Source organism: Sodalis sp. RH19 (genome assembly GCF_047324215.1).
Classification (GTDB): Bacteria; Pseudomonadota; Gammaproteobacteria; order Enterobacterales; family Enterobacteriaceae; genus Acerihabitans.
The window spans coordinates 76446-90410 of sequence record NZ_CP178734.1 but is presented as its reverse complement, the minus strand read 5'-3'; the positions used below and the strand labels follow the sequence as shown (position 1 = coordinate 90410).

The window sequence follows — 13965 nt, the reverse complement described above, 5'->3', positions numbered from 1 at the left end:
TGGCACGGTAGGCCCGCCAACACCGAACTCAACGCAGACGTGTTAAAGGGAGACCGTGCCAATGGGGTTGAATCGGGCGTGCTTTTCCCGCCCGACCGAGGCCCCATGGCGCGGTATGCCCGCCAACGCCGAACTCAACGCAGACGTGTTCAAGGGAGAGCGTGCCGATGGGGTCGAATCGGGCGTGCTTTTCCCGCCCGACCGAGCGCCCCATGGCACGGTAGGCCCGCCAACACCGAACTCAACGCAGACGTGTTCAAGGGAGAGCGTGCCAATGGGGTCGAATCGGGCGTGGTTTCCCCGCCCGACCGAGGCCCCATGGCGCGGTATGCCCGCCAACACCCATCTCAAAGCAGACATGTTCAAGGGAGAGCGTGCCGATGGGGTCGAATCGGGCGTGCTTTTCCCGCCCGACCGAGCGCCCCATGGCACGGTATGCCCGCCAACGCCGAACTCAACGCAGACGTGTTCAAGGGAGAGCGTGCCGATGGGGTCGAATCGGGCGTGCTTTTCCCGCCCGACCGAGGCCCCATGGCGCGGTATGCCCGCCAACACCCATCTCAAAGCAGACGTGTGCAAGGGAAAATACGGCAGGCTAGATCCGCTGCGCGTGATCAGAATGGATCCGGTATTCCATATCGCTCACCCGCTGCCAAACGTCGGCCGGGATATACACCGGCATATTCTCGCAGCCCATGGCGCTAAACAGGGCATCCGTCTCGGATCCGGTAAACATATCGCTGACCGGCTCTTCAGGCTGGGTGACAAACAGACGCTTTAAACGATCGACAATCATCTCGATTCTCCTGGCTGTGGACAAGAAGCCTGACCTTCCAGGGCCGGTTAACCCTGAAACGCTACCCTACCGACTGTATATGACAGTTGTACTGTTATAACCATAAATCACCACCGCGTGAAAGCACTTTTTCACCTAATCTTATACCCCATAAGGCAATGCCGCTTCCCCCGCCGCCTAAACCCGATCGCAGCGCGCGCCTAAAACGCCCCTTTGGATTAATGAGGATATATTAATAATGATCTAAGCATAATAAATATTCGCCAAAAAAAACCACACACCCATTACATCAACGCCCTGATAATGTATTATAACGGTAATTATTTTATAGGTATTTAATTATCCGCGCCCTGATATAACCCGTCACCCTGCGCCGCTGGAAATAAAAACACCTCACCCATAAAATAGAAGAAGCATATCATTTTTAACCAAAGTTAATTAATTACCTTCATACACATTACGACAGGATCAATTATGTTAAAACACTCCCACGCGCTATGGGCAGCACTATTTTTACTCACCGGCTGCTCGTACGGAAAATATGGCTTTGATAAAGACACCCGCGCTAAAGCCGATATGCGTTTTATCGGCATCCCGGCGCTGGCCGGCGCGGTCGGCACCAGCTTTCCCATCGGCGACGGCTACAGCCTCACCGCCAGGCATGTGGCCAAAATCATGATGATGGACGTGGTGGCCTACCACGAGGTCTGTGACATCGCTCTGATTCGCGCCGGCAAGGGCCGGGTGGATTTTCGCCCGGCGGTGGCCGGTGAAAATGTACGCATGTACGGTTATTCGGCGCTGAGCACGCTGCCGGTATCATCGCGCGGCATTGCCTCCTACCAGGATCATTACGACGGCTGTCCCGCCTTCGCCTCCACCTCCGGCGTGGTCCAGGGCATGAGCGGCGGGCCGGTATACGGCGATGACGGCGCGGTGGTGGGCGTGGTGATAGCCTATAATAAACGCCTGGGCGTATCGGTGTTTATCCCCTGGCAGTCCATCGGCACCTGGGTGGAAGAAAAGCGCGCGACACACCGCATGGCATAATCGCCCCGGCGGGTCGCTTTGATTTGCTCGTATCCCCGCGCCGTTGTAGCATTGTCGGCGTTCTCCTTGCCGAGCCATATCATGCCCAAGCCTAAAAACCCCCGCCCCGTCACCGCGCGCTCCACCCACGGCGTAACCCTCTTTGATGTGGCTAAACTCGCCGGCGTGGCGCCAATTACCGTCTCCCGCGTGATGAACCAGCCCAATCAGGTCAAGGACGCCACCCGGCTCAAGGTACTGCGGGTGATCGAAGAAACCGGCTACGTACGCAACCAGATCGCTGGTTCGCTGGCGTCCAATCGCACGCGCCTGGTGGCGGTGGTCGTGCCCATGCTCACCAACCCGATATTCGCCGACACCTTCCAGGCCATCGCCGCCAGGCTGGCGCAGGCAAATTACCAGGTATTGCTGGGCATTTCCGGCTATCAGGCCGCCCAGGAGCAGGAACTGCTGGAAGTGGTGCTCAGCCGCCGCCCCGACGGCATTATCCTCACCGGCACCATCCATACCGAGGTCAGCCGCAAACGCCTGCGCGCCACCGGCATCCCGGTGGTGGAAACCTGGGACATGACCGACGATCCCATTGATATGCTGGTGGGGTTTTCCCATGAGACCATAGGCCAGCGTGAAGCGCAGCACCTGCTGGCGCAGGGCTACCGCGATTTTGCCCTGATTGAGGTAGACGACCCGCGCGGCATGCGGCGCAGCAACAGTTTTATCCGCCAGCTGGCCCAGCAGGGCATCGCCCCGCTCGACCGCCAGACGTTCCACGGTTTGCCCACTCTGGAACAGGGGCGGCAAGGCCTGGTAAACCTACTGCATCTGCTGCAACGCCCGGCGGCGGCCCAGGCCGCATCCGCCGGGATACGACGGCCGCTTATCCTGGTGTGCACCTCGGATACCCTGGCGCACGGCGTCTTGACCGAGGCCGCCAGCCGGGGGATCGCCATACCCGGTCACATCGCGGTCATGGGGTTCGGCGATATGAATTTTGCCGCCCATACCTTTCCGGCGCTGTCGACGGTTAAAATCGACGGCGCGCATATCGGCCAGCGCGCGGCGGCGGCCTTGCTCGAGCGGTTAAAAGACCCCAACGGCGCACCGCCCGTGGCCATGGATGTCGGTTTTACGCTGGTGGATCGGGATAGCACCGGTCCGCTGATTGACGCGCGATAACGCGGCCCGCGCCGTCAGTCGACGATAAACAGGGTGGCGCCCCGGTCGGTATAGGACCGGTGCGCTTCCGCATTATCCGCCACCTGGTAACTGTTGCCCGGCGTCAGCGTAAAAATACGCCCGTCCGCCAGTTCGGTATGCAACTCGCCGGTGAGGCACAACAGGATATGCCCTTTGACACACCAGTGATCGGCCAGGTAACCGGCGGAATATTCCACCATACGCACGCGGATATCGCCGAAATGACAGGTACGCCAGAGGGCTTCCCCGCGCGCGCCGGCATGGTGCGTGGGGTCCACGCGCGACCAATCCGTGGTGCCGAAGGGAATATCTTTTATCTGCATGACGTCAAGCCCCGGGCCTGGATAAGCGTTTTCAGGCGGATTTCGCCCGCGGCCCGCCCCGGATGGGCGGGCTGTCGTTACGCTACCAGTGTTTCGATATAGCCGGCAATGGCTTTATCCCGGCAGTTGGCAAAGAAATATTCCTTGAATTTAGCCCCGGCGACGGCGCCCTTCAGCAAATCCTGATCGAGATCGGCCAGGATGGACAGCAAATCGCGATAGCTCACCGCTTTCACCGCATCCAGGATCTTTTTATTCCGCTGTTCCGGCACCACGCGCTCCTTGGGATACCCCTGGCCGCCGGCGGTTTCAAACAGCTTTTCGAAAATATACTGCAGGTTCAGCTCCGCGCCCCAGCCGAATCCCTTGGCAAACGGCAGGGAGATGGCATTGCCGTCGTTAATCTGGGCAAACATATAGCCGTCGGCGGGATCAATGGCCAGGCCGCAGATCACGCCCGGGAAGGAATTGCAGGCCAGCATGGCGCCGGCGCCGGTTCCGCAGCCCGTCACGACATAATCCGCCGCGCCGGAGTTCAGCAATATCGCGGCCAGGATGCCGTTCTGAACGTAGGTCAGCGTCGCCTTATCGTCGGCGGAATACATGCCGTAGTTAAACACCTGGTGACCCAGCGGCTCGACCACCTTGGTCAGGGTGGCGGCGATAAGCTCATTTTTAGCAGCCTGGCTGTTTTCGTTAATCAGTGCGATTTTCATAAAAGCGTTATCCGTAGTCAGTGAAAAGGATGAGGCGAGAATGCGTTGATGTCCTGCGGTCTTCGCTTGGCGGCCAGCCGGGCGACCTGACCGCCTGGCGTTATGATAAAGAAACCGGCATCACTATTCAATAAAATGAAATGCCGTTTTATTTTAGATTATGGCATCCCGGCGCCGGCAAAAACCGCGTTGCCGTCACGTAAAGCGCCGGTTACCGCGCGGCGCCCGGCCCGGCACAAATTAGCTTATGAGGTAATTATAATTTAATTAATGAAAATAATTACAATACCCTCCCATTGGCAACAACCGCGACCGCCGTTTTTGGGTTCTTTATCCCCTTTAATGACAATACTTCCCCAGCGCTCACTGAATTTAAAAAATTATTTTTATATCATCCCTTTTCTATTAAATGCCATGTATCAATGAATTATCCGGGTATTGCCAAGAGAACTATCTTTGTTTATAAGTCATAAGTAACCAGGATGCTCTATTACAAGGAAAATTTATGTTTCGATATATAGATTGTGGACTATCAAATGTCTGGCTAACTAACGGTTATAAGCATAAAGATACTGGAACAAGAACATCTACCGCCATTCAGGATGGGGCGGATTTGCATCGTTTAATCGCCCTGGAGTTAATTAACCGCCGCGGCCCCCTGGTGTCGTCTGAAATGCGTTTCCTGCGTCATGAGATGAATTTATCCCGCCAGTCGCTCGGCCATGAACTGGGCGTGGAAATAGCCTTTATTACCCAGTGGGAACGCAACGATCGCCGCCTGCCCCGCGACGCCGATGTCAATCTGCGCATCCTGTATGCCACCAACCGGTTAACGGATCGCGACACGACGCTCTCGGTCCATTTGCTTGCCGATGACGACTACCCGCCTTCGCCGGTGCCGATGGTATTTACCTGGGCGGATAGCGGCTGGCGGCTTAGTCCCCCTGCGGCGCGGCCCTGAGGACGCGCGACCTTTCTTGCCGCCGCCGGCGCGGCGCGCAACGACGGGGAGCTACCGCCTCTGCCGGCACGGACCGGGTTTTCCGCGCCTTTAGCGTGGTTGTGATCCAGCGCACGCTTTATCCCCTGTTAACGGGCCGACATCACCTTGCTGCCGCCGCCGCGCGTGATTGTCGTCACATTTACGCACAACACTTTATGAACCCCCTCACATTTTTCCCATTTATCCTGGCGCACGGGCCGGCGGCGACATTATGCCGGTAGGTTTTATCCCGCCAGGCGTTTAGCCTCTTCACGTCGGGGCAATATCAACGCCCCGGATGCGCCAGGGCATACAGCCGGGCCGGATTCATCATCATGCGGAGGTAAAAGGGATGGGCATCGGCGCTCTCGTCAAGCCAGCGATCGGTTTTTTCCGCGCAGCGCTCCGCGGCGGCGACGGCATCATCCAGCTCGGCGCGCAGCGCGCGGCTGCAGCCGTATTGATGGATAAACCAGTGCAGCTCGATCAGTTGCCGGACGTGGCCGAACAGGCGCGAATACCAGTCCGCCCGTTCCCAGGCCGCCGCCAGGTCACGTGTCCAGGCGGCCGGCAAAGCGGCTTCCTGCAAAAGCGCCTGTGCCATATGCCGCAGATGACGGGCCAGGAACTCCGCCTGCTGCCGTTCAAGACGGCTAAGCTCCCGCTGCGCCAGGCCCGCGGCGTTATCGTCAGCCGGAAACAGCGGCTGGAAAGACTGGCTCCAGTTGGCGCCGCGGGCGTCGGAGTGGATCAGCCGCAGCGCGTCATCCATATCCTGCGGGATCTGGCTGTGGCGATGCATTATCCGCCCCAGCAGATAAGGCGCCTTGCACATCCAGTCATAGCTGGTAAAAAACAGCTGCCGCAGTTTCTGGCGCTGGAGGCTGTCCGGCGGGCGCACCCCGCGGGTCTCGAGCCAGTCGTCGAACAACGTGGCCGCGGCGACCGGCGGCGCGCCGCTTATCATGCGCGCCAGGCCATAAAGATTGCTTTCATTGACCGAGTCCAGGAGCGAGCCGTTGTTGACCCATTCCCAGCTGATACGCACGCTAACGGCCTCCAGCCGCTCGCCAACCACCGCTTGCACCCACCCCAGCCGGCCCTGGATTTCATCAATCAGCAGGCAGGGCAGCAGGGTCCAGCCGTAATCAATGCCCCACAAATCAATATCAAGCCATATTTTGCGCTGTTCAAAAGCGCCGATGGCCGGATTATTGGCAAAGCCGGGGCGATAGTCCACCGCAGTGGCCTTCAGCGAAGCGCGCACATCGGGCGGCAGCCGCGCCAGCGTTTGCTGCAACTGCCGGCGGGGCCAGCTGTCATCGGTGTAATCACGCAGCACCAGTTTTTTATTTTGCCGCCGCAGCTGCAGGTGAAGGGATTGCAGCGGCGCGTGCCACTGCGTTTCATTAAACGCCGGCGTTTGCAGGCTGAGGATCAGTCCGTCAAACAGCGGCAGTTGCGCAAGCGACGCGCTGACCACGTCGGTATAAAAATAATACAGGAATTTTTCCCCCTGGCCGGCGTCGTCCGCCAGGGACAGTTCGGGAAATTTATGCTCGATGCGGCCGTCCTGCGGAAAGGCCTCGCCCTGCAGCCACACCGTCAGCCGCCTCGCCCGGCAATAGGCGCTCACGCGCCGCAGGTAGAGCAACGCGCCTTCCCATTCATGCTGCAGATTGGCTTTATCCGCGCCCTGGTAATGGGCCGGGGGCGGGGCCAGCAGCGCCAGGATATTTTGCTGGTGAATCACCAGGCCGGTGAAGCGGTATTTTTCCATCACCGCCGCCATTTCCAGGAAATGCGGCCAGTGCCAGATAAGCGGGGAGTTAATTTCCAGCAGACGTTGCGGCACGGTATTTTCCCTAATCAAGCGGCGCGAAGACAGCAAGGCCGGTCCAGCGGGTATAAAGCATCCGCTTTAGCCTGTCAACAGGCCGGACTTCCAGCGTTGAATCACCAGAAGACAAGACCTCATGTACTGTAATACCAGGAATACGGGAGAACGATAACATGAAAAAATATGCATTGGTCGGCACCGGCGGCCGGGCTGGGCTTTATCTGCAGGCTATCGCCGGGGAATACCGCACCCGGGGCGCGTTTGTCGCCTTTTGCGATACCAACCGCACGCGAATGGAATACGCCAACCGGTTAATCGGCGCGGCGGGCCACGACGGCGTGCCGATGTATACCGCGCTGGAGTTTGATCGCATGATAACCGAAACCCGGCCGGATACCGTCATCGTCACCTCTATCGATCGCACCCACCATCGTTATATCGTGCGCGCCATGGAATTGGGGTGCGATGTTATCAGCGAAAAACCGATGACCATCGACGAGGAAAAATGCCAGGCGATTATCGACGCCATTAACCGTACCGGCAAGAGCCTGCGCGTGACCTTTAACTACCGCTATGCCCCGCATCACAGCAAAATCCGCGAACTGCTTGCCGGCGGCGCTATCGGCGAGGTGTTTTCGGTGCATTTCGAGTGGCTGCTGAATACCCGGCACGGCGCCGATTATTTCCGCCGCTGGCACCGTGATAAGCGCAACAGCGGCGGCTTGCTGGTGCATAAATCCACCCACCATTTCGACCTGGTCAACTTTTGGCTGAACAGCGAGCCGGAAACGGTGTATGCCCAGGGAGACCTGCGTTTTTACGGCAAGGATAACGCCGAAAGCCGGGGGGTGGCGCAATTTTATTCCCGCGCCTTCGGCAGCGAGGCGGCGGCCGAAGATCCCTTCGCCCTGCACATGGATCAAAGCGAACCGCTGCGCGAGCTTTACCTCAACGCCGAACATGAGGACGGTTATTATCGCGACAAAAGCGTTTTCGACGACGGCATCAGTATCGAGGATGTCATGGGCGTGATGGTGCGCTATAAAAACAAGGCCATCATGACCTATTCCCTGAACGCCTACCTGCCGTGGGAAGGACTGAACGTGGTGTTCAACGGCAGCCGGGGCCGGCTGGAGATGAAACTGGTGGAAACGTCTTATGTGAACAGCGGCGGCGAAAAAGAGCTGGAAGGCGCTATCGAGAGCTGCTCTATACGGGTATTTCCCTTGTTCGCCGCGCCCTATGACGCTACGGTGGATTTCCTGGCCGGCGGCCACGGCGGCGGCGATAAGGTTATGCTGGCGGATGTGTTCGGCGCGCCGGCGCCGGACCCGCTGAAACGCGCGGCCAGCTACCGCGACGGCGCCATGTCCATCCTGACCGGCATTGCCGCCAACCGCTCGCTGCGCACTGAACTGCCGGTACACATTCGCGATCTGGCGGTAAAACTGTAGCCCGGCCGGACCCTGCCGTTTATCGGCCGCAACGATAAAGCCTGAATGGCGTTTTTACCGTTGCGGCAATAAAACCGTCATATTCCCTCTCTATACTCCAGCGAAGATAAAGTCCCAAAGAGGATAATACTATGTACGCCCGCCTGTCCTTAGCGCAGGGGCGAACTTCCGGTCGACGGTCAGCGCCGGAAGGTTTGTCCCGCGCCCTATTTTCCCCCAAGCGCCATTGCCGTAGCATCCCCGCCGCCAGCCGCCGCGCGCCGGCCGTTTGCCTGACGTTTCGCCCGGGGGCCCGACATGCGCAACCTCGGCGCTAACGACGGCACGCCAATCGTCATCAGCGGACTCAGCCATCAGTTTGGCGGCAAGCGCGTATTAGAGGATATCCATCTGCATGTGCCCGCGGGCACGACCCTGGCCCTGCTCGGACCCTCGGGATGCGGTAAAAGCACTCTGCTGAAATTACTGGCCGGCCTGCTGCAGCCCGCGCGCGGCGAGATCCATTTCGGCCCGCGGCTGATGGCGAGCCATAGCGTCTGTATTCTTCCCGAACAACGCGATATCGGCATGGTGTTTCAGGACTATGCCCTGTGGCCGCATATGAGCGTGGCGCAAAATGTCGCTTTCCCGCTGCGCATGCGCCGGGTGGCCCGCGCCGAACGCCGGCTGCGGGTCGACAACGCGCTGGAGCGGGTCGGCCTGGCCGCCTTCGCCGGACGCAAGCCGTCGGAGCTGTCCGGCGGCCAGCAGCAGCGGGTGGCCCTGGCCCGGGCCATCGTGGCCGAGCCCCGGGTCCTGCTGTTCGACGAACCGCTATCGAATCTCGACCGCGAACTGCGCGAAACGTTATGCGGCGAAATGGCCCGCCTGCTCCGGCAGCTCAGCATTACCGCCGTTTACGTCACCCACGATCGCGGTGAAGCGCAACAGCTTGCCCAGCATATCGCGCATATGGCGCAGGGGCGCATCGTCAATTATCACGCCACTTGAACCGGGGAAAACACATGCAGCAGACCACCCACCGTTTATTAAGCCGTATCAGCACAGGAGCTTTATCCATCATGATTGCCGCCGCCACCCTTATGGCCGCCGACGCCCGGGCGCTGACCCTCTATACCGCCGGTCCCGGCTCCCTGGCCAAAAAGCTGGCGGCCGGCTATGAGCGGCAATCGGGGACCAAGGTCGATGTTTTTCAGGCCACCACCGGTAAAGTCATGGCCCGCCTGGAGGCCGAACAGGCCAACCCGCGCGCCGATGTCCTGATTTCCGCTTCATGGGATACCGCGGAAGAACTGCAACAACGGGGATGGCTGCTGGCCTACGGCAGCCCGAACGCCGCCAGCGTGCCGGCGCAGTTTAAAACCGGCTATTATGTGGCGCAGGGCATCTCCGCCCTCGGTATCGTCTGGAACAGCGCCAGCGGTACGCCGGAGCCGCATGACTGGCAGGACCTGGCGCAGCCGGCATTCAGGGATAAGGTGACCACCCCCGATCCGGCGCTGTCCGGCGCCTCGCTGGATTTGCTGATGGGCCTGCAAAATGCCCTGGGCGAGAAAGCCTGGACATTGTTCGGACAGTTAAAGGACAACGGAATGATTATCGCCGGGCCCAATGCCCAGGCGCTGACGCCGGTACTGCAGGGCGCCAGGGCGGCGGTGTTCGGCGCGGTGGACTATGTCGCCTATAACAGCGTGCAGGAAGGCGAGTCGGTGAAAGTGATTTTCCCCTCCAGCGGCACGGTGATCGCCCCGCGTCCGATGATGATCCTGAAAACCAGCCCGCAGCCCGATCAGGCCAGGGCTTTTATCGATTATGCGCTCTCCCCGGAGGGGCAACAGCTGGTGGCAGAAGCCTGGCTGATGCCCGCGCGCAGCGATATCAGCGCCAAACGCCCGCTGTTCAGCGATTTGCGGCTGCTGCCGGCGCAGGGCGCCCAGCCCGCCACGCGTGACAAGGTGCTCGACCGGTTCGCCAAACTGTTCGGCCAGCGCTAGGCTTTGCGATGCGCGCTTTTTTCCTGCCGCTGCTGACCCTGGCGGCATTACTGGTGCTGGTGGCGCTGCCGGCGCTGTTTGTGCTGCTGCAGGCCATTTTTCCCCAGCTGGCCGCCGGCTCGCTGGCGCATGCGTTTGGCGCGGTCCCGGCCCTGTGGCGGGACCCGCAGGTGCCCGCGCTGCTCGGCGGCACGCTGCAAACCGGCCTGGGCGTGGCGCTGGCCTGCGCCCTGCTGGGCATTCCCCTGGGCGCGCTGCGCGGGTTGTTTGCCGTGCCGCTGGCGCGGGTCTGGGATGTGCTGATCCTGGTGCCATTCCTGACGCCGCCCTATATCGCCGGCTTATCCTGGATGCTGGCGTTGCAGCGGCGCGGTTACCTTGAGCAACTGACCGGCCTGCAATTAGATCGGCTCCTGTTCAGCCGCGCCGGCATGGTGCTGGTCATGACGCTGACGATTTTCCCGGTGGTCTATTTTGCGGTGTCGCGCGCCATGGCCGCGGGCGGCCACCGTCTGGCGGACGTGGCGCGGGTACACGGCGCGGGGCCGTGGCGGGCGTTTTGCCTGGTCACCCTGCCGCTGGCGCTGCCGGCCATTTTCGCCGGCCTGCTGCTGGCGTTTACCCTGGCCATCGAGGAATACGGCGTGCCCGCCGCCCTGGGCATGCGCGCCGGTGCGCCGGTGCTGACCGTCGGCATCGAGCGGCGCCTGGCGGACTGGCCCATTGATTTAACCTCGGCATCGCTGCTTTCGTTATTACTGGTGGCGCTGGCGCTGGCGGCGTACAGCATCCAGCGCACCCTGTCCGGCGGCCGTGACGTGGCCATCACCGGCGGAAAACCGGCGGCTATCGCCTCGCGGCCGCTCGGCGTATGGCGCTGGCCGGTGGTGGTGCTGTTCGGCCTGATCGCCGGCCTGGCGGTGGCGGCCCCGGTGGCCGCCATGCTGGCCACCGCGTTTTCCGCCACGGTATCCGGCGGACTGACGCCGGCCAACCTGACGCTGCGCCATTTCGGCAATCTCTTCGCGCAGCACGGCGAGGCGGCCGACGCACTGGCCACCAGCCTGGGCCTGGCGCTCGGCACCGCGCTGTTTACCGGTCTGGTGGGATTGATGGTGGCCTGGCTTATCAACAGCACCCGAGGCCGCGCCACGGCCTGTATCGACGCGCTGTCGCTGCTGCCGGCCGCGCTGCCGGGCGTGGTGGTGGGCGTCGGCCTGATCCTGGCCTGGAACCGGCGTTTCTGGCCGGTAACGCCTTATGATAGTTGGGTTATCCTGCTGCTGGCCTACAGTTGCCTGTTGTTGCCTTACCCGGTGCGCTATACGGGAGCCGCGCTGCGCCAGCTCGGATCCAGCCTGGAGCCGGCGGCCAGGGTGCACGGCGCCAGCGCCGCGCGGGCATTGCGCTATATCGTGCTGCCGCTGGTATTTCCCGCGCTGCTGGCCGCGATGCTGATGGTATTTGCCGTAGCGTCCAGGGAACTGGTGACCTCGTTGTTGCTGGCGCCGCCCGGGGTGCAAACGGTATCGGTATTTATCTGGCGCCAGTTCGAGCAAGGTTCGGTAGGCGACGGCATGGCCATGGCCAGTATCGCCATGCTGTTAAGCATGGTGGTCATGCTGACGGCGCTGGCGCTGTTACAGCGTCCGCGCCGCTAGGCCTGCGTGGGGCAACGTCCCGCCCGCCGCCGCGCGGGAACATGCAGAGGTGAAAGCGGGGCTTACTTTTCCTGGCTGCTTTCCAGGCCGAAGCGTTCCGCCAGCTCACGGCGCAGGTTATCGGACTGGCGGCCGAAGATAGCCTGCACCTCCTGGCCGATAACCACGACGCCGAGCGCGCCCAGATGCTGGATCTGGCCGGTATTGACCTTGCCCAGATCCTTGACCTTAACCCGCAGCCGAGTAATACAGGCATCGACATCCACAATGTTTTCCTGCTCGCCCAAGGCGCTAATCAAAGAGGCAATATCCGGATCACGCGGGGCAACGTTATGCTGGTGCGTCAATTTTTCTTTAAAAACACGCATAAACTCTTTGATATTGACCATTCTGGTATCCTTATAAAAGATATCGACAGGCACAAGGCGGACGTGAATCCGTAACCCGCCGCACATACCCGGAAAAACCACTGCTGCACCGGCATATCCTACCGCGATGCCGGGTTGGCGCAAAGCGTGATTCATATCCCATTCCTCTTTTATCGCCACCGGCTTGGAAAAATGTGATCCCCATACGTTTTCCGCCGTCTGGCGCCGGCTGCCGGGCCCTGCCGCGCCGCGCGCATCTCGCCCGCAGGCGTTATTTTCAGCCGCCGTTATTTTTTTACGCCTATACTTTTCAGAAGGTTAAACGAGCAGGTAACCTGGCTATCTTCTTTATCTATCGGCTTTCGAGGTAACGGAAATGGATAACGACCACTTACCCGACGACTATCGCAGCAGGCATTATCCGGTAAAAGAAAATATGCGCTTCCAGCTTTTCGCCTGGAGAATGCAGAATCTCGGCTTTGTGCTGCTGTTTATCTTTATTGCCGCGGCCTGCCTGGGACTGTTTTCCCAAGGCGTACTCAGCAATGCATCCGCGCAATCAGCCGGGGGCAATATGATCCTTGGATATGACCGCTTCGCCCGTAACAGCACGGAGACTCATTTTATAATCCGCATAAAAATCAATAAAGAAAACCAGCTTACCGCCGTCCTGCGCGGTGATATCCTCGATAATTACGATATCGAGTTTATCCAACCCACCCCCGATGTTTCGATTATCAACGATAACGCCCTGACATTAACCCAGCCGATCGCCAAAAAAGACGGCTGGCACAGTATTTACGTCACCCTAAAACCAAATAAAATGGGCTACTTCACCAATACCATCGCACTTTCCGATAATGAAAAAATAACGTTTAACCAATTAGTTTATCCTTAGGGAGAACATCATGGATATGGTATTAAGAGCGGCCTTTATTTACCTGATCCTGATCGTGGTCTTTCGCATATCGGGCAGACGCACGTTGCTTGAAATGAACAGTTTCGATTTTATTTTGCTGCTGATTATCAGCGAAGCCTGCCAACAGGCGATCCTGGGCGAGGATTTTTCGGTGATCGGCGCCACGATTTCCATCGTTACCCTGATAAGCCTTGATTTGGTGCTTTCCTGGCTGAAGGATAAATACCATATTGTCTGGCTGGCCGCCGACGGGCCGCCGCTGCTGCTGGTGGATGACGGCAAGGTGCTGGAGCTGCGCCTCAAGCGGACCAAGATTTCCCATGACGATCTGCTGACCAGCGCGCGCAAATCGGACGGCATCCTGGACCTGGACCAGATTCGTTATGCCATTTTGGAGCAAAACGGCAAAATCACCATTATTCCGAAAAAAGAGTCATAAATCCGTGGCCGCTGGCTAATATCCCTCTCCCGCCGCGTTTATCTCACCCCGCCGTGACTCACGGCGGCATAGCCACGTATAAATATTATTTTTATAATTTTATTATATTTAAATAAAATTAACTTTTTATCAATCAGTCATGCTAAATCATTTTCATCATAGCGTATTGACAGCCGGCGAATATATATTGTTATATAACTTCTGGCAACCGTATTCTCGTCCTCAT

General features: G+C 59.4%; 14 protein-coding genes. 9 read left to right on the top strand and 5 right to left on the bottom strand.

All coding sequences use genetic code 11. The features are described from left to right. Positions 1–595: 595 nt before the first annotated feature. Entirely contained in the window at positions 596–796 is a 201-nt protein-coding gene (locus ACL2XF_RS00435; RefSeq protein WP_410013822.1) for a hypothetical protein, read from the bottom strand. 474 nt (positions 797–1270) lie between these two features. On the opposite strand from ACL2XF_RS00435, the gene ACL2XF_RS00430 reads away from it, so the two are divergent. Together ACL2XF_RS00430 and ACL2XF_RS00425 are read left to right on the top strand one after the other, a co-directional pair. Beyond that, on the top strand, positions 1271–1846 hold the full coding sequence (locus tag ACL2XF_RS00430) for a S1 family peptidase (protein WP_413727790.1): 576 nt from the start codon (positions 1271–1273) through the stop codon (positions 1844–1846). A gap of 81 nt (positions 1847–1927) precedes the next feature. Beyond that, complete coding sequence (locus tag ACL2XF_RS00425; protein WP_413721280.1) at positions 1928–3022, top strand: LacI family DNA-binding transcriptional regulator; 1095 nt, start codon at positions 1928–1930, stop codon at positions 3020–3022. A 14-nt stretch (positions 3023–3036) separates the two neighbouring features. Here ACL2XF_RS00425 and ACL2XF_RS00420 read toward each other — a convergent pair whose 3' ends face one another. Together ACL2XF_RS00420 and ACL2XF_RS00415 are read right to left on the bottom strand one after the other, a co-directional pair. After that, positions 3037–3366, bottom strand: coding sequence for a DHCW motif cupin fold protein (locus ACL2XF_RS00420; protein WP_413727789.1), 330 nt, complete (start codon positions 3364–3366; stop codon positions 3037–3039). A 77-nt stretch (positions 3367–3443) separates the two neighbouring features. Next, positions 3444–4082, bottom strand: coding sequence for an RpiB/LacA/LacB family sugar-phosphate isomerase (locus ACL2XF_RS00415; protein WP_410013818.1), 639 nt, complete (start codon positions 4080–4082; stop codon positions 3444–3446). Positions 4083–4695: 613 nt separating this feature from the next. Between ACL2XF_RS00415 and ACL2XF_RS00410 the strand changes: the two genes are divergently transcribed. Beyond that, complete coding sequence (locus tag ACL2XF_RS00410; protein WP_413727788.1) at positions 4696–5043, top strand: helix-turn-helix domain-containing protein; 348 nt, start codon at positions 4696–4698, stop codon at positions 5041–5043. Positions 5044–5350: 307 nt separating this feature from the next. On the opposite strand, the gene ACL2XF_RS00405 is transcribed toward ACL2XF_RS00410, so the two are convergent. Beyond that, positions 5351–6919 carry a hypothetical protein gene (locus tag ACL2XF_RS00405; RefSeq protein ID WP_410013816.1) on the bottom strand — a complete coding sequence of 523 codons (1569 nt, stop codon included), beginning with the start codon at positions 6917–6919 and terminating at the stop codon, positions 5351–5353. A 158-nt stretch (positions 6920–7077) separates the two neighbouring features. Here ACL2XF_RS00405 and ACL2XF_RS00400 point away from each other — a divergent pair, with 158 nt between their 5' ends. From ACL2XF_RS00400 to ACL2XF_RS00385, 4 genes are all read left to right on the top strand, one after another. Then, positions 7078–8358, top strand: coding sequence for a Gfo/Idh/MocA family protein (locus ACL2XF_RS00400; protein ID WP_413727787.1), 1281 nt, complete (start codon positions 7078–7080; stop codon positions 8356–8358). A gap of 297 nt (positions 8359–8655) precedes the next feature. Further along, positions 8656–9348 carry an ABC transporter ATP-binding protein gene (locus ACL2XF_RS00395; protein ID WP_413721285.1) on the top strand — a complete coding sequence of 231 codons (693 nt, stop codon included), beginning with the start codon at positions 8656–8658 and terminating at the stop codon, positions 9346–9348. Between the two features lie 71 nt (positions 9349–9419). Then, complete coding sequence (locus tag ACL2XF_RS00390) at positions 9420–10352, top strand: ABC transporter substrate-binding protein (RefSeq protein WP_413723489.1); 933 nt, start codon at positions 9420–9422, stop codon at positions 10350–10352. A gap of 8 nt (positions 10353–10360) precedes the next feature. After that, positions 10361–12013: an ABC transporter permease gene (locus tag ACL2XF_RS00385; protein WP_413727786.1), complete on the top strand. Its 1653-nt coding sequence runs from the start codon at positions 10361–10363 to the stop codon at positions 12011–12013. 62 nt (positions 12014–12075) lie between these two features. On the opposite strand, the gene ACL2XF_RS00380 is transcribed toward ACL2XF_RS00385, so the two are convergent. Beyond that, complete coding sequence (locus tag ACL2XF_RS00380) at positions 12076–12402, bottom strand: glucose PTS transporter subunit EIIB (protein ID WP_413721287.1); 327 nt, start codon at positions 12400–12402, stop codon at positions 12076–12078. 355 nt (positions 12403–12757) lie between these two features. Here ACL2XF_RS00380 and ACL2XF_RS00375 point away from each other — a divergent pair, with 355 nt between their 5' ends. Both ACL2XF_RS00375 and ACL2XF_RS00370 read left to right on the top strand, forming a co-directional pair. Continuing rightward, a complete protein-coding gene (locus tag ACL2XF_RS00375; protein ID WP_413727785.1) occupies positions 12758–13279 on the top strand; it encodes a hypothetical protein in 522 nt (173 codons plus the stop codon). A gap of 10 nt (positions 13280–13289) precedes the next feature. Continuing rightward, on the top strand, positions 13290–13739 hold the full coding sequence (locus ACL2XF_RS00370; RefSeq protein WP_410013810.1) for a DUF421 domain-containing protein: 450 nt from the start codon (positions 13290–13292) through the stop codon (positions 13737–13739). Positions 13740–13965 lie beyond the last annotated feature (226 nt).